The following is a 21,153-nucleotide window of genomic DNA, read 5'->3' as shown; positions in this document are numbered from 1 at the left end:
CCGGGCTCGCGGGCCTGGTCGCGAAGCGCTGGCCGGCCCGCTTCCCGGGCGGGCGGGAGACGCGGTGTCGAAGCGGTGGTCGGGAACGCGCGGAGGGCCAGGGGCGCTGTTATCCTGCGGGGCCGTTCGCCTCCCGTCCCTCCTGCCCCGGTAGAACGCCGTATGTCCGCGCCCGCGCCCCGTCCTCCCTCTGTCGACAGCCTGCTGGGTCCTGGCGGCGCGCTGGAGCAGGCGCTGCCCGCGTACGAGCACCGCCCGGAGCAGCTCCAGATGGCGCGCGCCGTGGAGCGGGCCTTCTCCGAAGGCAGCTACCTGCTGGCGGAGGCCGGCACGGGCACGGGCAAGACGCTGGCCTACCTGGTGCCGGCGCTCCTGTCGGGCCGCAAGGTGGTGGTGTCCACCGCGACGAAGACGCTCCAGGACCAGGTGTTCTTCAAGGACCTGCCGCTGCTCAGCGAGAAGCTGGGGCTCCAGTTCGAAGCGGCCTACCTCAAGGGGCGGGGCAACTACCTCTGCCTGCACCGCTACGAATCCTTCGAGAAGGATCCGCAGTTCGTCTCGCGCGATGAGGCGAAGCAGTGGCCGCTGCTCAGGCGGTGGGTGACGGAGACGGAGACGGGGGACCGGGCGGAGCTGGACCTGCCGGAGTCCTTCGCCACGTGGTCGCGGCTGTCCACCACGTCGGAGACGTGCCTGGGTTCGCGCTGCGGGCAGTACGAGACGTGCTTCGTCACGAAGATGCGCAAGCGCGCGGAGGCCGCGAACCTGCTGGTGGTGAACCACCACCTGTTCTTCGCGGACCTGGCGCTGCGAAGCTCCGGCAAGCGCACCGAAGGCGTGCTGCCCTTCTACGAGGCCGTCGTCTTCGACGAGGCGCACGCGCTGGAGGACGTGGCCAGCGGCCACTTCGGCTACAGCGTCTCCAACTACCGGCTGGAGGAGCTGTCGCGTGACGCGGTGGCGGCCCTGCCGGTGAAGGATGAGCGGCACGCGACGCTCGCGGCGCTGGCCCAGCGGGTGCGCTCTCACGCGGACGCGCTGTTCCTCCAGGCCCCGCGCGCGCTGGGATTCTCCAGCCAGGAGTCCACCGTCGCGCTGCGCCCGGAGACCATGGGCAAGCTGTCCGGCGCGCTGGAGCAGGTGCGCGAGGGCCTGTCCGCGCTGGCGTCCTTCTCCGGCAGCGAGCGCGAGGCGGAGCTGGCCGCCATCCACCGCCGCGCCGAGGAGATGGTGGAGCAGCTCACCTTCCTGGAGAAGGCGGAGTCCTCCGAACACGTGTACTGGGCGGAGGCGCGCGGCAAGGGCATCTTCCTGCGCGCCAACCCCATCGACGTGGCGAAGGAGCTGCGCGACCGGCTCTACGGCGCGCTGGACACGGTGGTGTTCACCTCCGCGACGCTCGCGGCGGACGGCCGCTTCGACTTCTTCGCCAAGCGCATGGGCATGTACGACGAGGAGGGCCAGCCGGTGACGCGCGTGCGCACGCTCGCGGTGCCCAGCCCGTTCGACTTCCCTCGCCAGTCCGCGCTGTACCTGCCCACGCACCTGCCGGACCCCAGCGCCCCGGGCTTCATCGAGGCGGCGGCGGAGGAGATCATCCAGTTGTGCGAGGTGACGGGCGGGCGCGCCTTCGTGCTCTTCACGTCCCTGCGCAACATGGTGCGCGCGTATGAGCTGACCGCCACGCGGCTGCCCTATCAGGCGCTGCTCCAGGGCGAGCGCCCCAAGGCGCAGCTTTTGGAGTCCTTCCGGCAGACGCCCAGCGTGCTCTTCGCCGCGCACAGCTTCTGGGAGGGCGTGGACGTGCCCGGGGATGCGCTGAGCCTGGTCATCATCGACCGGCTCCCGTTCGCGTCGCCGGGGGACCCGCTGGTGGCCGCGCGCATCCGGCAGATCCAAGCGCGCGGAGAAGAGCCCTTCGACCAGTACCAGTTGCCGCAGGCGGCGCTGGCCCTGCGCCAGGGCTTCGGGCGGCTCATCCGCACGCAGGCGGACCGGGGCATCGTGGCGATGCTGGACCGTCGCATCGTGACCAAGGGCTACGGCCGCGTGTTCCTCTCCAGCCTTCCACCCGCGAAGCGGATGGAGGACACGACGGAGCTGAGCCGCTGGTTCAATGGACCGGTACGCCCCGTTCCGCCTCTGAGAACCGTGCGTTGACGCCGTCGCGCAGGCGCAGGCCCACGCGCGCCTGGAAGGGTGGGGCGAGCGTGTCCACGCCCGCTCGGCCCGCGAGGTAGGAGCGGTCGAACAGGTTCTCCACCGCTGCGAAGGCGGCCACCTTCCAGAAGAGGTGGCGGCTCACGAACAGGTCCACGATGGCGGCGCCACCCATGCCGCGCGTGTTGAGGTCGTCCTCGTACTGCGGGCCCACGACGCGAAGCTGCGCGGTGGCGGTGAGGAGCGACGGCTCATCGAAGGTGACGCTGAGCGAGCCGCGATGCCTGGGGTCCTGCGGGAGCTGGCGGCCCACGAGCTCTGGCTGGCCGGGCGCTTCGGTGACGACGGGGTCCACGAAGGTGTAGGCGGCGAGCAGCGTCCACTGCCGGGCCGGGCGCCAGTCCGTGCCCAGTTCCACGCCGCGCACTCGGGCCTGTCCCAGGTTCTGGCGCTCGCGGGTGGTGCCGTCGGGCAGGGGCGTGGCCAGGGTGACGTTGGTGACGGGCGCGTCGAGCACGTTCCAGAAGCCGGTGATGCGGCCGGTGATGCCGCCGGGGCCCACGGCCTCCACGCCGGCCTCGGTGCCCCAGAGGCGTTCGGCGCCCAGGTCCGGGTTGGCGGCGGTGAGGACGGTGCCCACCTGGAAGGGGCGGTACAGCTCGTTGAGGGTGGGCGCGCGGAAGGCCCGGTAGACGGAGGCGCGCAGGGTGAGCCAGTCCAGCGGGCGCAGGCGCGCGGCGAGGCGCGGGCTGAGCTGACTGGCGGTGCGGGGCGCGAAGTCGGTGGCGGAGGTGTTGCCGTCCGCGCGGCGCTCCTGTCGGGCGCCGTCCTGGTTGCGCCACAGGTCCCAGCGCAGCGTGCCGGCGAACTCCAGCGCGGGGGACACGGTGTAGAGGTCCTGCACGAAGAGTCCGCCGGAGAGCTGGGTCCCCCGCGTGGTGCGCGCGAGGAGCGCCGTGGGCGTGGACGTGGCGGGGAAGAGCTGTTCCTCCGCGGTGCCGGCGGCGCGGCGGGCGTCCACTCCAGCCGCGAGCACATGCGTTCCGCCGAGCGTCAGCTCCGGTCCGGTCCACACGAGCGAGCCGCCCTGGTCGTTGGCGGGCACGTCCTGGTGCGCGGAGAGGGACTCGGTGCTCCGGTCCGCGCTGACGCGGGCTCGGTCCTGGGCGAAGTCCTGGGTGCGGCCGTAGAGGCCCAGCTCGAAGGTGCCGGTGTCCTCCGTGCGCAGGCGGGCGTTGCCGGTGAACCACGCGAGGTCCACGCGGGCGACGGTGTAGCGGGTGCCTCCGTTCTGCGACTCGCGGAACAGACCGGCGCGGGCGCTGAGGAAGAGGTCGTCGGTGGCCCGCACCTCCACGCGCGCCTGTCCGGTGAGGTGGTTGGACGGGGTGTCGCCGTCGATGGCGCCGCGCTGGCCCTCGGGGACGATGTGGTAGCCGTCGCTGGTGAGGCCCTCGGCCTCCAGCGAGATGCCCACGCGCTTCCAACGGTCCGCGATGCGCGCGCCGAAGAAGCCGGTGCCCTGGTTGCCCACCGACACGTCCGCGTCGATGGCGCCCTGGATGGGCTGGGAGATGAGCTGCACGACGCCGCCCAGCGCGGCGCTGCCGTAGAGCGCGGAGCCGCCGGTGGGGACGACCTCGATGCGGTCCAGGCCCAGCCGGGGCAGGGCGCGCCAGAACACCCAGCCGCCATAGGGGTCGTTCACCGGCAGGCCGTCCAGCAGCACGAGTCCCCGCGCGACGCCGGAGGGCGCGAGCCCGCGCAGGTTGAGTCCCTGGGCGGTGGGATCCGCGACGAGGGACGGCGTGCGGCGGAAGGTGGCCGCGGAGGGCAGCGTGCGCACGAGCGCGTCCTGCGTGAGCGTGGGGCTGCGCTGGATTTCGTCGCGGGGAATCACCACCGTGGTGGCGGGCACGTCGCGCAGCGGTCGCGGCAGGCGCGTCGCCGTGATGACGGTCCGTGTCCCGCCGGGAGTGCTGGAGCCGCTCGGGGACACGAGGCTGAAATCCGCGGCACGGGTGGGCGCGCCTGCGTCGTCCTGGGACCGTGGGGGGACGGAGGCGCCTGCTGCGTCATCCTGGGATGGCGAGGTGGCGGGTTCGCCTGCTTCGTCGTCGTCCCGGGCCTGTGGGGTGGCGGAGACGGCTGCTTCGCGGAGCCGCGGGGGGGCCTCCTCGCTGGCGGCTGTTCCAGTCCTGCCGCGGGACTGCGCCACGGGTTGCGCCGCCGCCAGCCCGGGCAGCAGCAGTGCCAGCGCGGAGGCTCGCAGGAAGGCCGCGCGCCGTCGGAGTGGCGCGACACGCGAACGCAAGGAACCCGGCGGGTGAATCATCGTCGCCGCTCTAGCGGAGATGTTGCCCCCACGGAAGGCGGCTCCGCCCTTGCCTGAAAACACGAACGGCGGTGAAGCGCCCGAAGAAGGCCGCTCCACCGCCGTCATCCCGGGACCGGAGTCCAGGGCGCGGAAACTACGCCGCGGACGCGCCACCGCCGGCGGCGGCCGGGCCCTGGTACCGCGCGTCGCCGAAGCCGAGGATGGCGTAGAAGACGGGGCCGAGCAGGCCCAGGCCGATGCCGAAGCCCGTGTCCTTGCCGAACGACTTCGCCATGTCGATGCCGAGGATGATGAGCGCGATGAAGTTCACGCAGGGGATCAGCGCCAGCACGATCCACCAGGCCGGACGGCCGACGATCTTCGTCATGACGTAGATGTTGTAGATGGGCACGATGGCCGCCCAGCCGGGCTCGCCCGCCTTGGCGAACGTCTTCCACATGCCCGCGACCATCGCGCCGATGAAGGCCAGGTAGAAGATGGTGACCACGATGCTGGGACCCGCGCTCTGCTGCTCCTGCATCTGCTGCATCATCTCAAGTTGCTCTTGATTCATGTCGGACTTCCCCCTCGGAAGTGTAGGACCCCGGCGCGAAGGCCGGTCGATGTCCAGGTTCAGTGTCGAACAATTCGCGAAGTAGGGGGAGGAATGCAAATTCCTTCACCCCCAGGCCGTCCTTGTCTCAAAACCTGAGATATCCTTGTTTTACGCCTTCAGCGTCTCAGGCACTTCCCATTCCGGCTTCAGCCGCTGGAGGACCTTCACGAAGTTCTCCTTGTCCTGGGCCTTCTCCAAGGCGGCGTCGGGGAGGATGACGTCGTCCTTCACCAGCCGCTCCAGGTGCATGTCCAGGGTCTGCATGCCCTGGCCCTGGCCCGCCTGCATCTTGGAGGCGATCTGGAACACCTTGCCCTCGCGGATCATCGCCGCGATGGCGGCGCTGCCCACCAGGATCTCCAGCGCGGCGACGCGGCCCTTGCCGTCCGCGGTCTTCAGCAACTGCTGGGCGACGATGCCCGCCAGCGACTCCGCGAGCATGCCGCGCACCTGGCCCTGTTCGTCCGCGGGGAAGGTGTTGATGATGCGGTCGATGGTCGCGGGCGCGCTGTTGGTGTGGACCGTGGCGAACACCAGCACGCCGAAGCTCGCGAGTTGGAGCGCCAGCTTCATCGTCTCGCTGGTGCGCAACTCACCGATGAGGATGACGTTGGGGTCCTCGCGGCCGGCGGAGCGGATGGCGGTGGCGAAGCTGGACGCGTGCGGACCCACCTCGCGGTGGGTGACCTGGGCCTTGAGGGATTCGTGCACGAACTCCACCGGGTCCTCGATGGTGAGCACGTGTGAGGCGCGCGTCTTGTTGATGTGGTTGATCATCCCCGCGAGCGTCGTGGACTTGCCGCTGCCCGTGGGGCCCGTCACCAGCACCAGCCCGCTGCGGCGGTCCGCCATCTTGCGCACCACCTCCGGCGTCTTCAGGTCCTCCAGCGACAGCACCTTGCTGGGAATGGTGCGGAAGACGGCCCCGATGCCGGTCATCCGGTAGAAGTAGTTCGCGCGGAAGCGGGCCTTCGTCCCGTAGCCATAGGCGAAGTCCAGGTCCAGCTCCTCGACGATCTGCCGCTTCTGCTCGGGCGAGCAGAGCTCGAAGAGCAGCTCCTCCAGTTCCTCGGTGGTGAGGGGCTCGTCGCGCAGCGGCACCAATTCGCCGCGGATGCGGCCCAGGGGCGGGTAGCCCACGGCCATGTGCAGGTCGCTGCCCTTCTTGTCGAGCAGCACGTCGAACCAGGTCGCGATGCGAGGCGTGTCCGTCATGTCAGGCGCCCTTCTTGCCAAGCAGTGAGCCCACCTTGGACAGCATCCGCGCGCCCTCCTGGGGCGTGGCGGGTGCCGGCACGGTGGCGGCGGCGCCAGGACGCTTGCCGGTCACCATGGCTTCGATTTCGTCCGGGTTCTCCGCGAAGCCCTTCACCGTCTCCAGCGTCGCCTTGCCCGACTTCGCCAGGTCCGCCAGCGAGTCCTCGAAGCGGATGATGCCCAGCGACTTGCCGCGCTGCTGGAGCGACGGAATCTGGAACGTCTTGTTGTCACGGATGAGGTTGCCCAGGGCCATGGAGCCGGGGAGCACCTCGGCGGCGGCCACCATGCGCTTGCCGTCCGCGCTGGGCATCAGCCGCTGGCTGACGATGAGGCGCAGGCCGCTGGAGAGCGACAGCCGCACCTGCCCCTGGTCCGCCGGGGGAAAGAGGTCGATGAGCCGGTCGATGGTCTTCGCCGCGCTGGGCGTGTTCATGGTGCTGATGAGCAGGTGGCCCGTTTCGCTGGCCGCGAGCGCCATGCGCACCGTCTCCGTGTCGCGCAATTCACCCACGACGATGACGTCCGGGTCCTCGCGGAGGCTGCCCTTGAGCGCGCTGGCGAAGGTGCGGGTGTTGCTGCCCACCTCGCGCTGGCTGATGAGGGCGCGCTTGCGCGGGTGCACGTACTCCACGGGGTCTTCCACGGTGAGCACGTGGTGCGTCGTCTCCCGGTTGATGATGTCCAGGATGGCCGCGAGCGTGCTCGTCTTGCCGTGGCCCGACGGGCCGGTGAGCACGATGAGGCCCTGGTGGTGGTGCGTCGCCTTGGCGATGTCCGCCGGCAGGCCCAGCGACTCCAGCGTGGGAATCTCCCGGGGGATGACGCGGAAGACGCCCTTGAGGCCCGTGCGCTGGCGGTTCACGTTGACGCGGAAGCGCCCGGTGTCCTCGGAGTCCAGCGCGAAGTCCACGCTGCCGTCCTTCTCCAGCACCGGCCGCAGGCGCTCCGGGATGATGGGCAGCAGCAGCCGCTCCACCATCTCCGGCGACAGCGGCGTGTCCTGCGGCTGCAGCTCCCCCGCGAGCCGGAACAGCGGCGGCCGTCCCGCCACCACGTGCAGGTCGCTGGCGAACATGCTGCGCGCCTGCTCCAGCAGCACGGCCAGGTCGCGGCCCGGCGCGGAGGTCGCACGCGAGATGGGAATGGCGCGCGCGGCGACCGGCGCGGCGTGCCCATGCGCGGTGGCGGAGGGCGCGGACGCCGGGGCCTGGGCGGCCGGCGCGGCGTTGGGGGCGCGGCCGAAGGCCTCCGTCGGAGCCGTGACCGCGGGAGCCCGGGCAGGGGCCGCCACCGGAGCGGAGACTCGCGCGGCGGCCGGAGCCGGTCCCCCCACCTGGGCGGTGCGCGCGACCGCTTCCGCGGGCGCGGACACGGCGGGTCGGGCGGGCGCGGCCGGTGCCGCCGCCGGGGCGGGAGCCTGCGCGGCCGGGGCTGCCTGCGCCGCGCCCTCGGTGCTCTTCGTGAGGCGCACGTTCATCAGCTCGCCCCGGCGCACGGCGGCGATGCTGAGCGCGCCCAGGCCGGTGGCGTTCACCGTCCATTGCACGGGCGTCTCCGACACCGTGGAGGCTCGCGCCATGCCCACCATGGCCTGGAGGGCCTTCACGAGTTCGTCGGTGGTGAGGGCGCCGGGGTCGACGGGCTCGTAGCCGGTGGCGTTTCGCACCATCGGCGGACGGCCACTGGCCAGGGCCAGCTCGGTGATTCCGGGACGCGACAGGTGACGCAGCAGCTCTGCGAGCGGTTTCATGCGGGGGGGGTGGCCCCACCGCTGCCGTGCGTCAGGCCCGGCGGGGTGGAACCCCCGCAGGATAGTCGACCGCCGCGCTCCGGAATACCCGGGGGGGTCCCCTGAAAAAGCACGACGGGAGCGACCGTGTGAGGGCCCCTCCCGTCGGGTACAACCTGCCGCGTCGGATGCGCGGGAGACTACAGCTCGCGCGACATCAGGAGCCGCAGCTTGCCGGACTTCTTGGAGACCACCGTGGCCACCGTGGTGAAGCCCTCCTTGCGGTAGAAGCCGACCGCGGGCGCGTTCGCGGGGTCCACGCGCAGGGCGATGGTCTTGCGGTACATGTCGCGCGCCACGTCCAGCGCCTTGTTGAGCAGCTTCTGTCCCACGCCGTGGCGCCGCAGCTCCGGCTTCACCACGATGTTGCGCAGGTACGCCGCACCGGGCACCGGGCCGTCGCGCTCCACCGTCACGTAGCCCACGATCTGGTTCTGGATGCGGGCCACATGGAGGAAGGGCTTCAACTGGGTGAGCGCCTTGAGGCTGTCCTCCTGGCTCTCCCCGCGTCCCTTCCAGGGCTCGGAGTTGGCGCGCAAGGCCGACACCGCGGTCAGGTCCTCGTCGGTGGCCAGACCGAATTTGACCCCGTTCACGAGGTCATTGGGGAGGTTCGCCACGTCCATCACCGGCGTGGGGGCCACCTCGACGCCTGGATCCACCTGCTTCATCGTCATCGCCTTGCTCCTCCGTCGCGTCCGCGATCCTAACCGGTCACCCCGTACCCGTGCACGCGATCATTCCGCGCACAGTGTCCTCTTTTCCGTGTGGGGAGACGTCCTCCTCCTGGATCGAGGAGCGGGAATCTCTCGAAACGCCACTCGCGCGGACTCCATTCCGGGAGGATGCTTACCGCTCTGCCGTACGGCATGCGACCGGCCTTCCGCGCGAGGCGCGGGGCCATTATAAAAAGCGGGTACCGAATCCCCCTCGGTCCGAGTCCTCCCCCTTGCAACTGAACCACGCCCAGCGAGAGCTGACGCTCAAGATCGTCTATTACGGCCCCGGGCTCAGCGGGAAGACGACCAATCTGCGCAAGCTGCATGCCCGGGCGAGGCCCGACGTGCGAGGTCGCCTGCTGTCGGTGGACACGCACGACGACCGGACGCTCTTCTTCGACCTGCTGCCCGTCTTCTTCTCCACGTCGGCGGGCTTCAAGGTGAAGGTGAAGCTCTTCACCGTCCCCGGCCAGGTCATCCACAACGCGACGCGGCGGGTGGTGTTGCAGGGCACGGACGCGGTGGTCTTCATCGCGGACAGCCGGCGCAACGCGTCCCAGGAGAACAACGCCTACTGGCGCAACCTCCAGGAGAACCTGCGGGAGATGGAGCTGGACCCGCAGCAGGTGCCGGTGGTCATCCAGTTCAACAAGCGCGACCTGCCCGACAGCCTCACGGACGCCGAACTGGAGGACATCCAGCGCAAGGGCACGCAGCCGGTGGTGGGCTCGGTGGCGGTGCGGGGCGAGGGCGTGGTGGAGACCTTCCACGCCGTGGCGCAGGCGGCCTGGCGCTCGCTGGAGCTGCGGGCCCACCTGTCGCGCAACGTGGGGCTCACCGAGGACGAATTCCTGGGGCAGATCTTCCGGCACGTGGACCTGTCCGGCACGGCCCTGGAGGGACGCTACGTGTCCCAGTCCGGCGGCCGGGCGAGCGGGAGTCCGCCATGAGCGGTCCGTCGTCGGCAGGAGGCCCCTGGGACACGGTGGGCGCACCCCGCCGCGAATCCGCGCTCCAGCGTCGCCTGTCGCTGGGAGACCTGCTGGATCTGCCGTCCTTCTCCGAAGTGGTGAAGGGCTTCAGCGACCTGTACCGCGTGGGCATCAAGGTGCTGGACGTGCGCGGCACCAAGCTGGCGGACGTGAAGGTGGGCCACGGCGATTTCTGCGCCTACGTCTTCTCCTTCCCGGACGGCCGCCACGCGTGCACCGCGATGGTGGGCCGGGTGAAGGATGGCCCCGTCCTCCCGGAGGCCGGTGGGCGGGTGGCGGACGGAGGAGACGCCTCCGAGGCGTCGGGCCTCATCGCGCTCACGTGCTTCACCGGCCTGCGCTACGTGGTGATGCCCGTGCGCTGGGACGGCGACCTCTTGGGCCGGGTCATCCTGGGGCCCTTCACGCCCGAGGAGCTGACGGACTTCCCGGACACGCTCACCGGCATCCAGGGCCTGGACCTGGAGCGGGCGCTCGAGCTGCTCGGGCGCGTGCGCCGCGTCCCGGAGCGCACCGCCGCGCAGGTGCTGGGCCACTTCGGCCTGGTGCTGGGCGCGCTCGTCGCCAGCGGACAGAAGTCGTACCTGGCCACGCACCTGCACCTGGAGTCCACGCTGGAGGTGCACCGCGAGCTGGAGGCGCAGAACGCGCGGCTCCTCCAGGCGAACGCGCGGCTCAAGGAGTTGGACCGGCTGAAGTCGTCCTTCCTGGGCACGGTGAGCCACGAGCTGCGCACGCCGCTGGCGTCCATCCTCGGCTATTCGGAGATGATGGCGGAGGGGCTGGCGGGGCCGCTCAACCCGGAGCAGTTGCAGTACGTGCGCACCATCGTGGAGAAGGGCGAAACGCTCCTCTCGATGATCTCCTCGCTCCTGGACCTGAGCCAGATTGAAGCCGGCCGCCTGCGGCTGTCCATGGCGCCGGTGGACCCCGGGTACATCATCCAGACGGCGGTCTCCAGCGTGCTGCCGCAGGCGCAGCGCAAGGGCCTGGAGCTGGAGGTGCGGCTGCCGCACACGCCGCAGCCGAGGCTCGCGGGAGACCTGGACAAGCTTCGTCAGGTGGTGGTGAACCTGCTGGCCAACGCGGTGAAGTTCACGCCGTCGGGCGGCCGGGTGAAGGTGACGCTGTCGGACGCGGCGATGCAGCAGGAGCTGGGCGTGCCCGGCTACCGCATCAGCGTGGAGGACACCGGCGTGGGCATCCGCACCGAGGAGTTCGAGCGCATCTTCCAGAGCTTCTACCAGGTGGACGGCAGCTCCACGCGCGAGTTCGGCGGCGCGGGGCTGGGGCTGGCCATCGTGAAGAGCCTGGTGGAGGGCCACGGCGGACGCGTGCGCGTGGAGAGCGAGTTCGGCCACGGTTCGCGCTTCATCGTCCAACTGCCCCTGCACCCGCCGATGCAGGACCGGGGCCTGTCCGCCGCGCCGCCCCTGCCGGAGCCGGACCGCTTCTAGCCCACGGACTTCCAGTGAGGACATGCCTCCTCCCGCCTGGGAGGGGGCACGCTACGCATTTCAGCGGGCCTTGGATTTAATCCGGGATTTGATTGTTATCCGCGCTTAGCCTTGATTTTGAATTAGACCTGCATAAACTGTTTTAGCAGTTCAAACCCCAAGACATGGAGTCGCTCATGAAGACGTCTTCGATCCGCGCGTTCGGCGTGGCCGCTTTTGCCCTGGCCGGCCTGATGGTGGGCTGTGGTGGTGCGCCGGAGGACATGGACGCGCAGCAGGGTGAGGACACCCAGGTGCAGGCGCCCGCGAACCAGGAGGACGAAGGTCGCGAGGTGCGCGCGAAGTACTACCGCTGGGTGTGCAACGCGGACACCGTGGGCCTGCGCCACACCCCGGGCGGCGCCGTGTTCGCTCAGATTGGCCGGAACGAGGGCGTGGAGGTGTACAGCCGCGACGGCAACTGGATGTACGTGTACCGCTACGCCACGGGCCAGTACGGCTGGACGGACGCGACCTACTACTGCGTCTGAGGTCCTGTTCGCGTCTCCCGGGGGCATGAGGCCCGCGTGCCTCATGCCCTTCGGGCTTCTTCAGGGCAGCAGTGTGGGCAGGCGCGTCTGGAGCAGCGCGCCCACCAGCCCCAGCAGCATGACGACGCCCAGGGCGCGGCCCAGCCGCAGCGTGAGCGAGCGCTGCTCGGACACGCGCGCCACCAGGATGAAGTTGATGGCGGCGCTGGCGAGCGACGCGATGATGGCGCCCACTCCGGCCGTCGTGGGGGAGATGGTTCCGTTGGCGCACAGCGACGCGGCGGACGCCACCGCGGACGCGCTGGACACGAGTCCTCCCAGGGCGCTCACCGCGTAGAAGCCCCAGTGGCCCAGCAGCGTCTGGCCCACCGTGCCCACCACCTGGAGCGCCAGGAAGATGAGGCCGAACTTCAGCGCGGACGGCAGGGAGAAGGGGGACTTGAGGGGCAGGGCGTGCGGTTCGGCGCCGGGTGGGGCTTCGGTGCGCGAGCGCATCAGCGCCAGGCCCGTGCTGGACAGCAGGATGAGGACCAGCGGGATGGCGGAGTTCACGAGCGCGCGGAAGGACAGCAGGCCCAGCAGCACGGCGTTGCGCAGCGCCATCGCGGCGGTGGCCAGCATCACGCCCCGGTAGGCCACGTCCAGCAGGCGCCCGGCGGACTCGCGCACGCGGTTGGCCAGCTCCGCCACGGTGACGGTGCTGTTGACCAGCCCGCCCAGGAAGCCCGTCACCTCCACGCCGTGCGCGCCGAACACCTTCCACAAGAGGTAGTTCACGAAGCCAATGGCGGCGATGAGGATGACCGTCACCCAAGCGGCGCGCGGCTCGATGAGGCCCCACGGGTCCACCGGGTGCGCGGGCAGCACCGGGTAGATGGCGAAGGCGAGGATGGCCAGCAGGATGGCCGAGCGCAGCTCCTCGGCGGTGATTTTATGGCTGAAGGTGGCCAGCCGCTCCTTCCACGCGAGCAGGCCCGCCGTCGTCACGGCCACCGCCGCGGGCGTCACCGTGTGGCCCAGGCCGCAGAGCACGCCGGTGAAGCCCGTGACGAGCAGCGCGGCGGACGTGGTCAGCTCCGCGCCCCCGTTCGCGCGCAGGGACTGCCAGTTGAGGAAGCACAGGAGCACGCCCAGCAGCGCGAGGCTCATCAGCGCGAAGTTCGGACCCAGCAGGCCGCCCATGCCGCCCAGCAGCGCCGCGAAGCCGAAGGTGCGCAGGCCCGCCTCCTTGCCGCGCCACTCCCGCTCCAGCCCGACGAACAGGCCCACCGCGAGCGCGAGCGTCAGGCGCATCAGGGTCTGCAGCGGCGGCCAGGAGACGACGGGGGGAAGACCTTCCATCATGCGCGGTTCCTCGGTGTCGAACTGTCATGCTCGCCCCTCGCGCCGACGTCAACGCCGCATCCCGTCATGCGCGCGCGGTTCCTCAAGTCAGCGCGCGCGGGCCGTCGGGCGTGGGGCTGCTCACGACGTGCAGCCGCTCCCAGCCCCGCCGCGTGAGCAGTTGGAGGATCCGGGGACGCAGGGCCGCCTGCAACGCCCGCGCGCCGGCCTCGTCCGTCAACGACAGCGCGGGCAGTGACCAGCGCTCGCGCACGCGGGCGTCCATGCCCGGCGCCTGTCCCGCCACCTCGATGAGCACGTAGTGCGACGCGGGCACTCCCCGGTCCCTCAAGGGCGCGGGGCGCAGGTGCGAATCTCGCATCAGGGCTTCCACCGCCGGCGGGGGCTCCGAACCGCTCGCGACCGGCGGCGTCACCACCGCGCGGGCACGGTCCGGATGGGCCAGCGTGTTGAAGAGCGCGGCGGCCAGGTGCGCGGGCCCTGCGTCCGCGCACTCGAAGACGACGGTCTCCATCCCCGCGTCGGACGCGGGGGCGGGCTTCGGCGCGCCTCCCAGCAGCCAGCGGAAGAGGAACACCGCCAGCGCCGCGCCCAGGAGCTGCGCCGCGACGAAGGACTCCACCTCCAGCGGGTTCATCACGCCCACGTGCGAACTGGCCGCGCGGGCCAGCACCAGCGCGGGGTTCGCCAGCGAGCGCGAATCCGTGAACCACACCGTCGCGGCCACATACCCCGCGATGGCCAGCGGCGTGGCCGACGGACGCGTGCGCACGCAGCCGCGCACCACCACCAGCAGGCCGAACGTCGCCACCATCTCCGTGAGGAACCGGGCCCCGTCGGCCGTGGGCGGGCTCGCGGTGAGCAGCAGCGGTTCGTTGCACATGCGGTGCGCGACGAGCCGCCCCATGAGGCTGCCGAAGAGCTGCGCCAGCACGTACAGCGGCACCTCGCGCCACGGCGTGCGGTCCCCCAGCGCGTCCGCGAACGTGAGCGCCGGGTTGAGGTGCGCGCCGGACAACGGCCGCAACACCCACAGCAGGCACGCCAGCACCGCGCCACACGACAGGGACATGAACAGCCGTCCCTCGGTGGCGCTCGCGCCCAGGTGCTCCGCGACGTGGTGCGAACCCTCCAGCGCCACCACCACCAGCCCGCAGCCCAGCGCTTCCGTCGCGAGACGGCGTCGCAGGTCCAGGGGCACGGGCAGGGAAGACACTCCAGTTGCTATGCCTCGTGGGGCTGACACCGTCAACGCCGCGCGCGGCCCCCACGCCCGCCGGTTCGCTTGAGGACGCTCCACGGTGGGAAGGCGCCCCGCGCGCGTCGCCATTGCGTCCCATGGAGCGGCCATGCTCTGTGGCTTCCATGCCCGGTGAGTTCGACCTCATCCAACGCTTCCTCGCCTGCTTTCCCAAAGCCCGCGTGCCCGTCGGTCCGGGGGACGATTGCGCCGTGCTCGCCCCGTCGAAGGGCGCGCTGTGCGTCACCACCGACGCCGTGGTGGAGGACGTGCACTTCACCCGCGCCACGTTTTCTCCCGGCGACATCGGCCACAAGGCGCTCGCGGTGAACCTGTCGGACCTGGCCGCCATGGGCGCCACGCCCCGCTGGTTCGTCTGCGCGCTCGCGCTGCCGAAGGACTTCCCCGCGCGGCACCTGTCCGCGCTCGGCCGGGGCATGGCGGCGCTCGCCACGGCGCACCGCATCGCGCTCGTGGGCGGCAACTTCACCTCCGCGCGCGAGCTGTCCGTCACCCTCACCGCCACCGGCGAGCTGTCCCATCCCCCCATCACCCGCGCGGGCGCCCGGCCCGGGGACCGGCTCTATGTTTCCGGCACCCTGGGCGACGCGCGCCTGGGCCTCACGCAACTCCAGGCGGGCCTCCGCCGGGGAAGCGCCGTGCGCCGCCAGCGCCGCCCCGAACCCCGCGTGGCCCTGGGCCGCCTCGCCGCCCGCTTCGCCTCCGCCGGCCTGGACGTGTCCGACGGCCTCGCCCAGGACCTGGGTCATCTGTGCGCCGCGTCGAAGGTGGGGGTCGCGTTGGAGCTGGAACGGCTGCCCCTGTCGCCCGCGGTGCGCGCCGCGCTGGGCCCCGAAGGCGCCCTGAAGGGCGGCGAGGACTACGAGCTGCTCCTGGCCATTCCCCCTTCCAAGGCCCCGGCGTTCGAGCGGGCGTGCGCTCGCGCCGGCGAGGCCGTGACCGCCATTGGCGTGCTCACCCGGGAGCGCGAATGGGCCCTGAAGGATGGCTCCGGGCGCCTGCTGACCCCGCCAGGCGGTTTCGATCACTTCGCCCGTTCAAGCAGGCAGATCCTGGCGGATGATTGACCCGTACCGGACAGCAAGGCTAAACCCCTGGGCTGCTTCCTGCCCCTCCCAGCTGAAAGCACTCCGTGCGCCGCCCCCTTCGCGACGACCCCTCCTCAGGTCTCACCCCCCGGCGCGACCCCGTGCAGCGAATGCTGCGCGCCGTCGAGGGTCCCAAGGTCGTCCGCGAGCAGTCGCTGCACCGGAAGATCACCACCGGCTACATCGTCCTGGGCCTGCTGCTGGGCACGTGGCTGCTGGGCAGCGAGAGCATCTTCGACGCGTCCTGGGGCCGCTGGAGCTACGTCATCCGGGTGGGCGTGGGCGTGCTCATCACCTTCGGTGGCGCGGCGTACCTGCCCTCGCTGCTGGCGCGCGTCACCCGCGTGAAGGTGCTCAGCCGCTCCGCGTTCGAAATCTCCCAGGGTGATTTGTCCAAGCCCGTGGCCGCGGAAGTCCACAGCACGCGCGACGAAATCGACGAGCTGACGGGCGCCATCTCCCGCATGCAGGAGAACCTGCGCGAGCTGGTCGGCAAGATTCAGGACACCGCCAAGAGCGTGGCGGACACGGCCATCGACCTGCAGCGCTCGGCGGAGAACGTCAACGGGTCCACCGAGGAGGTGGGCTCGTCGATGGAGAAGATCGCCAACGGCGCGGAGACCCAGTCGCAGCTCGTCTCCCAGGCCTCCAAGGTCATCACGGAGATGGCCGGCAGCATCCAGCGCACGGCGGCCAGCGCCCTGGACGCGGCCCGCACGTCCGCGGAGACCAGCAGCAGCGCGGAGGACGGCTCCAAGGCGGCGAAGCTCGCGGGCGACAAGGTGAAGAAGGTCTTCAACCGCATCGAATCCGCCAGCCAGCAGGTGTTCGCCTTCGGCGAGAAGACGCAGGAAATCTCCAAGATCGTCGACGCCATCACCCAGGTGGCCCAGCAGACGAACCTCCTGGCCCTCAACGCCACCATCGAAGCGGCGCGCGCCGGCGAGTACGGCCGCGGCTTCGCGGTGGTCGCCGACGAGGTGCGCAAGCTGGCGGAGAGCGCGGGCCGCTCCGCGGAGCAGATTTCCCGCCTGGCGCGCGACATCTCCGGCCAGTCCACCTCCGTCGTGAGCGCCATGAAGGAAGGCATCGCGGAGCTGGCCGAAGGCCGCGAGGACCTCACCGACATCATGCGCTCCATGGGGGCCATCACCGACACCGCGCGCAAGGGCGCGGAGAAGGTGACGCTCATCTCCGACAGCACCCGCGAGCAGATGAAGGGCAGCGAGGAGATGGTGAAGGCCATCGAGGAGATCAAGCTCGTGGCCAAGAACAACGCCAGCTCCACGGAGGCCATCCAGGCCGTCATCCAGGAGCAGACCGCCGCGGTGTCGCGGATGACGTCGCTGGCGAGCGAGCTGACCAACCTCTCCGTGGAACTGCAGAGCGTGGTGCGCAGCTTCCGCCTGGGGCCCTGAGGGCTCCGGACGGTCCGCCGCCTCTGCTAAAAAGGGCTCCACCGTGCGGCACGTCATCTTCCGGGTAGAGAAGGAGCGCTACGGGCTGCCCTTGTCGGCGGTCCGGGAGGTCGTCGTGCCTCCGGAGCGCTACACCCGCGTACCCCGGGCCCCTTCCGCCATCACTGGAGTGATGAACCTGCGCGGTCGCGTGGTGACGGTGGTGGAGCTGCGGCAGCTCCTGCACCTGCCAGAAGGCCCCACACCGCTGTGCCGCGTGGTACTGCTGGACCGGGGGCGGCGCGATTTGGGCCTCCTGGTAACGGATGTGGACGGCATCGAGGCGGTGGAGCGCGTCAGCGCGGCCCCGGGCAAGGTCATGCCCGCGGTTCGTGGCGTTGCCCGCCTGGGCGGTCTGGGAGTGACCGTGTTGGATCCGGAAGGACTTGATGCGGCGGTCGTTGCCTTGTTCACTCCCTCCAAGTGAGTAGCCCCCTGGAAACGGCCGGTGATAGGGTGCGCTCCCTCTAGGCCTGAAACGGAGGCGGAGTTCTTCACATGGCTAAGCGGGTGCTGGTCGTCGACGACGCCATCTTCATGCGCAACATGATCAAGGACATCTTTGCGTCTGGAGGGTTCGAGGTCGTCGGTGAGGCGGCCAACGGCCTGGAAGCCGTGGAGAAGTTCAAGGAGTTGAAACCGGACCTCACGACGATGGACATCGTGATGCCGTTCAAGAGCGGAATCGAAGCGACGCGAGAAATCATCAAGGCCGACAGCAGCGCGGTGGTCATCATGTGCTCCGCGCTCGGGCAGGAGAGTCTGGTGATGGAGGCCATCGAGGCGGGCGCCTCGGACTTCATCGTCAAGCCCTTCCGGGCCGAGGACGTGCTGGCGGTCGTCAAGAAGGTGCTGGGCGAGGCCTGAGCTGACGCAGGGCCGCGCCCGCCCGGGTCGCGGCCCCGTCCGCCTATGGGAGGTACCGGGTCATGACGATGGACATGTCCCGGTACCTGGGCCTCTTCATCTCAGAGGCCACCGAGCACCTGGAGGCGCTCGGGCGGGACCTCGTGGAGTTGGAACGGGAGGCCACCGCCAGCACCGTGGACTCCATGTTCCGCCACGCCCACTCGGTGAAGGGCATGGCGTCGTCCATGGGCTTCGAGCCCATCGCCATGCTGGCGCACCGGGTGGAAGACCTGGTGGATGCCGTGCGTGGGGACCGGAAGCTGCTCGACCGGGACCTGGTGGACCTGCTCCTGAATGCCGCGGACACGCTGACGGCCCAGGTGCGCGCCGTCGCGGCCAGCCGTGAGCCGGAACAGGCGGAACCCCTGCTGGAGCAGTTGAGCGTGCGCGTTCGGGCGCTCACCGGACATGCCCCTGGGGTGACGCGGGTGGCCCAGGTCACCGTGCTCAAGCCCGCGGATGCGTCCGCTGGTGCCGCTTCGGGCTCCGGAGATGGCACCTCGCGGGCCGTGGGAGACGGTGCGGCGGGCGACTCGGCCGGCGGTGGCTCTGGGGCTTCTGTGTCGGGCCCGGGCGGTGCGGCGGGCGCGACGGCCTCGGGTGCTTCGGGCGGTGCGGCGGCAGACGCGACGGGCTCCGGCGCTTCGGGCGCGGGCGCTTCGGGCAGTGCGTCCGGGACGTCGGGTTCGGCTGGCGGAACGGCGACGGGCTCGGCCGCTTCGGGCGGTTCGTCTGGGACGCCGGGCTCGGTCACTTCGAGCGGCGCGTCCGGGACTTCGGGGACGGACTCCGGGGCGAACCGGGAGGCTCCGGGCGCTTCCGGTGCGGCGGGGGCCTCGGCCCTGGCGGTCCTTCCTCCCGCCAGCCTGATGCCGCCGCGCGACCTGAGCAGCCCGGAGGCCCTCTACGGCGCGCCCACCGGCCAGTCCCTGGTGCGCGTGCCCCCGGAGGTCGACCCCTCCTCCCCCGTGTCGGCGCTGGCCGCGGGCCTCAAGGCCGCCGCCACCGTGGGCGTGGATGGCCGTGGCAGCGGGCCCCGTTGGTCCGTGCGGCTGCGCATCTCTCCCTCGTGCCAGGTGCCGGGCGTGCGCGCGTTTCTCGTGCACAAGCGGCTGTCCACCCTGGGCACGCTCGTGGACCTGCGGCCTCCGCTGGAGGAACTCAAGGCCGGGCGCATCCCCGACGGCTACATCCAGGTGGACCTGGAGACGGCCGTGGGCGAGGCCGGCATCCAGACGGCCCTGCGCAACGTGGCCGAGGTGGAGGTCGTCTCCGTCTCCCAGGCCGTCCCCGAACCGCCCATCATCGCCGTCGCCCCGCCGACGTCGGACAGCGCGCGCGCCAGCGCCGACGCCGGCTCCCGCACGGTGCGCGTGCGCACGGAGCTGCTCGACTACTTCCTCGACACGGTGGGCGAGCTGATGCTCGCCACCGCCCGTCTGCGCGAGGTGGGCAAGGAGCTGCCGGAGAACACGCGCCCCGCGCTGGAAGAGGGCGTCTACCGGCTGCACACGCTGGTGAAGGACCTGCACGACAAGGTGATGAGCGCGCGCATGACGCCGCTGTCGCTCATCACCGACCGGCTGCCCCGCGCCGCGCGCGACCTGGCCCGCCGCAAGGAGCGCGAAGTCGAGCTGGTCATCACCGGCGCGGAAATCGAACTGGACCGCGCCATCCTGGACGAGCTGGCGGACCCGCTCCTGCACCTCTTGCGCAACTGCATCGACCACGGCCTGGAGTCCCCCGAGGAGCGCCTGGCCGCGAGGAAGTCCGTGCGCGGCCGTGTCCTGGTGACGGTGCGCCGCGCGCGCGACCGGGTCATCATCGATATCGAGGACGACGGCCGGGGCATGGACCCCGCGCGCCTCAAGGCCTCTGCGCTCAAGCGCGGGCTCATCACGGAAGAGGCCGCCGCGCGCATGGCGGACCGCGACGCCTTCCTGCTGTCGTGCCTCCCCGGCGTCTCCACGGCCAAGGAGCTCACCGACATCTCCGGGCGCGGCGTGGGCATGGATGCCGTCAAGCGCGTGGTGGAGAGCGTGGGCGGCACGCTCGAAATCGACAGCGAGCGCGGCCGGGGCACCGTCTTCACCCTGCGGCTGCCGCTCACCGTGGCCGTGGTGCACCTGCTCCTGGTGCAGGTGGGCGAGGAGGTCTTCGGCCTGCCCATCGCCAAGGTGGTGGGCGCCACGGAGGCGGATCCGGAGTTGCTGAGCCGCAGCCGGGAGACGGCGCTGCTGCCTCACGGCAATGGCCTGCTGCCGGTGCATCCGCTGGAGGTGCTCCTGGGCGTGCCCGCGACGCCCCGGCCGGGCTTCCGGCCCTTCGTGGTGATGGAAGGTGACGCTGGCACCGGCAAGGTGGCGCTGGCGGTGGATCGCCTCCTGGGGCAGGAGGAAGTCGTCCTCAAACCCCTGTCCCGACCCCTGGACTTGCTGCCAGGCCTGTCCGGGGTAACCATCCTGGGCAATGGCCGGCCCGTGTTCATCCTGGACGTTCCGAGGTTACTGACCGCGTGAGTCCGCCCCTGCCCAGCGACGCGCAGCTCGACGCCCTGCGCGAGGTGGCCAACATCGGCTGCGGCCACGGTGCCAACGCGCTGGCCCGCATGATGGGCGGTCGCGTGGACCTGTCCATCCCCGAGGTGAGGCTGACCAGCACCCAGGAAGGGCCGGCCCTCCTGGGCGACGACGGTCCCGCCATCGCCGTGCGCCTGGGCATGACGGGCGAACTGCGCGGCGCGCTGGTGCTGCTCCTGCCGCCCCGCGACGGAGAAGCGCTGGAGTCGGTGTTGGTGCGAGGCCAGCCCGCATCCCCCGAGGAGCGCGCGAGCGCCCTGGCGGAGGCGGCCAACATCATCGCCAGCGCGTGCCTGTCCGCCATCGGACGGCTGACGGGCTGGAGGCTGCTGCCCACGGTGCCCCGGCTGGAGCGCGGCCCGGTGCGGCCGGTGCTGGCGGACGTCCTGGGCGAGGTGGACTCAGGCCCGGGCCCGGTGGTGGTCCTGGCCGCGCACTTCACGGCCACGGCCCCCACGGAGCTGGGCGGGCGGATGCTGCTGGTGCTGGAGCGTGGCAGCACCCAGGCGCTGCTGGCCCGGCTGGGCCTGTAGGCGTCTTCCGGAGCCGGTGCTGGAGCGCGGCAGCCCCCAGGCGCGGGCCCGGCTGGGCTCCGGGGCCTGACATCCGCGGCCGGGGCAGGCCCGTCCCTTCCGCCGCGCGCCTGGAGCACCGGGGGCGGGTGGGGTAGAGGGT

At 71.1% G+C, this 21,153-nt stretch carries 17 protein-coding genes; 10 read left to right on the top strand and 7 right to left on the bottom strand.

What is annotated here, in order from left to right:
• Nucleotides 1–162: 162 nt before the first annotated feature.
• Complete coding sequence (gene yoaA / locus D7V88_RS16775; RefSeq protein WP_120541648.1) at nucleotides 163–2,160, top strand: DNA repair helicase YoaA; 1,998 nt, start codon at nucleotides 163–165, stop codon at nucleotides 2,158–2,160.
• Here the strand turns inward: yoaA and D7V88_RS16770 are convergent.
• The 5 genes from D7V88_RS16770 to D7V88_RS16750 all read right to left on the bottom strand — a co-directional run bounded on the left by D7V88_RS16770 (nucleotide 2,114) and on the right by D7V88_RS16750 (nucleotide 8,819).
• A complete protein-coding gene (locus D7V88_RS16770) occupies nucleotides 2,114–4,495 on the bottom strand; it encodes a TonB-dependent receptor plug domain-containing protein (RefSeq protein ID WP_372241089.1) in 2,382 nt (793 codons plus the stop codon). The genes yoaA and D7V88_RS16770 overlap by 47 nt on opposite strands.
• 136 nt (nucleotides 4,496–4,631) lie before the next feature.
• Entirely contained in the window at nucleotides 4,632–5,051 is a 420-nt protein-coding gene (locus tag D7V88_RS16765; protein ID WP_208726321.1) for a DUF5684 domain-containing protein, read from the bottom strand.
• 150 nt (nucleotides 5,052–5,201) lie between these two features.
• A complete protein-coding gene (locus tag D7V88_RS16760; RefSeq protein WP_120541647.1) occupies nucleotides 5,202–6,308 on the bottom strand; it encodes a type IV pilus twitching motility protein PilT in 1,107 nt (368 codons plus the stop codon).
• A 1-nt stretch (nucleotide 6,309) separates the two neighbouring features.
• Nucleotides 6,310–8,103 (bottom strand): type IV pilus twitching motility protein PilT, encoded by a 1,794-nt coding sequence (locus D7V88_RS16755; RefSeq protein WP_120541646.1) that lies wholly within the window; start codon nucleotides 8,101–8,103, stop codon nucleotides 6,310–6,312.
• A 179-nt stretch (nucleotides 8,104–8,282) separates the two neighbouring features.
• Nucleotides 8,283–8,819: a GNAT family N-acetyltransferase gene (locus D7V88_RS16750; RefSeq protein ID WP_120541645.1), complete on the bottom strand. Its 537-nt coding sequence runs from the start codon at nucleotides 8,817–8,819 to the stop codon at nucleotides 8,283–8,285.
• 272 nt (nucleotides 8,820–9,091) lie between these two features.
• On the opposite strand from D7V88_RS16750, the gene D7V88_RS16745 reads away from it, so the two are divergent.
• The 3 genes from D7V88_RS16745 (at nucleotide 9,092) to D7V88_RS16735 (ending at nucleotide 11,840) form a co-directional block, all read left to right on the top strand.
• Entirely contained in the window at nucleotides 9,092–9,811 is a 720-nt protein-coding gene (locus tag D7V88_RS16745) for a GTP-binding protein (RefSeq protein ID WP_120541644.1), read from the top strand.
• Complete coding sequence (locus D7V88_RS16740) at nucleotides 9,808–11,310, top strand: ATP-binding protein (protein WP_120541643.1); 1,503 nt, start codon at nucleotides 9,808–9,810, stop codon at nucleotides 11,308–11,310. The genes D7V88_RS16745 and D7V88_RS16740 overlap by 4 nt, the downstream gene beginning before the upstream one ends.
• Nucleotides 11,311–11,486: 176 nt before the next feature.
• Nucleotides 11,487–11,840: an SH3 domain-containing protein gene (locus D7V88_RS16735; protein ID WP_120541642.1), complete on the top strand. Its 354-nt coding sequence runs from the start codon at nucleotides 11,487–11,489 to the stop codon at nucleotides 11,838–11,840.
• A gap of 60 nt (nucleotides 11,841–11,900) precedes the next feature.
• Here the strand turns inward: D7V88_RS16735 and D7V88_RS16730 are convergent, their stop codons facing one another.
• Nucleotides 11,901–13,184 (bottom strand): MgtC/SapB family protein, encoded by a 1,284-nt coding sequence (locus D7V88_RS16730; protein ID WP_120541641.1) that lies wholly within the window; start codon nucleotides 13,182–13,184, stop codon nucleotides 11,901–11,903.
• Between the two features lie 82 nt (nucleotides 13,185–13,266).
• On the bottom strand, nucleotides 13,267–14,400 hold the full coding sequence (locus D7V88_RS16725; RefSeq protein ID WP_244238188.1) for an aquaporin: 1,134 nt from the start codon (nucleotides 14,398–14,400) through the stop codon (nucleotides 13,267–13,269).
• Nucleotides 14,401–14,549: 149 nt separating this feature from the next.
• Between D7V88_RS16725 and thiL the strand changes: the two genes are divergently transcribed.
• From thiL to D7V88_RS16695, 6 genes are all read left to right on the top strand, one after another.
• Nucleotides 14,550–15,512 carry a thiamine-phosphate kinase gene (thiL, locus tag D7V88_RS16720; RefSeq protein WP_120541640.1) on the top strand — a complete coding sequence of 321 codons (963 nt, stop codon included), beginning with the start codon at nucleotides 14,550–14,552 and terminating at the stop codon, nucleotides 15,510–15,512.
• 65 nt (nucleotides 15,513–15,577) lie between these two features.
• Complete coding sequence (locus D7V88_RS16715) at nucleotides 15,578–16,951, top strand: methyl-accepting chemotaxis protein (protein ID WP_120541639.1); 1,374 nt, start codon at nucleotides 15,578–15,580, stop codon at nucleotides 16,949–16,951.
• A gap of 43 nt (nucleotides 16,952–16,994) precedes the next feature.
• On the top strand, nucleotides 16,995–17,417 hold the full coding sequence (locus D7V88_RS16710) for a chemotaxis protein CheW (RefSeq protein WP_120537920.1): 423 nt from the start codon (nucleotides 16,995–16,997) through the stop codon (nucleotides 17,415–17,417).
• A 71-nt stretch (nucleotides 17,418–17,488) separates the two neighbouring features.
• Nucleotides 17,489–17,857 carry a response regulator gene (locus tag D7V88_RS16705; protein WP_014400067.1) on the top strand — a complete coding sequence of 123 codons (369 nt, stop codon included), beginning with the start codon at nucleotides 17,489–17,491 and terminating at the stop codon, nucleotides 17,855–17,857.
• Between the two features lie 62 nt (nucleotides 17,858–17,919).
• Nucleotides 17,920–20,418, top strand: coding sequence for a chemotaxis protein CheA (locus D7V88_RS16700; protein ID WP_120541638.1), 2,499 nt, complete (start codon nucleotides 17,920–17,922; stop codon nucleotides 20,416–20,418).
• Nucleotides 20,415–21,011, top strand: a complete 597-nt coding sequence (locus tag D7V88_RS16695; RefSeq protein ID WP_120541637.1) for a chemotaxis protein CheC — start codon at nucleotides 20,415–20,417, stop codon at nucleotides 21,009–21,011. Before D7V88_RS16700 ends, D7V88_RS16695 begins: the two co-directional genes overlap by 4 nt.
• Nucleotides 21,012–21,153: the final 142 nt, after the last annotated feature.

This window comes from Corallococcus terminator (genome assembly GCF_003611635.1).
Lineage (GTDB): Bacteria > Myxococcota > Myxococcia > Myxococcales > Myxococcaceae > Corallococcus > Corallococcus terminator.
Note: the sequence above shows the minus strand (reverse complement) of the source record. Positions and strands in the feature narration are given on the sequence as shown.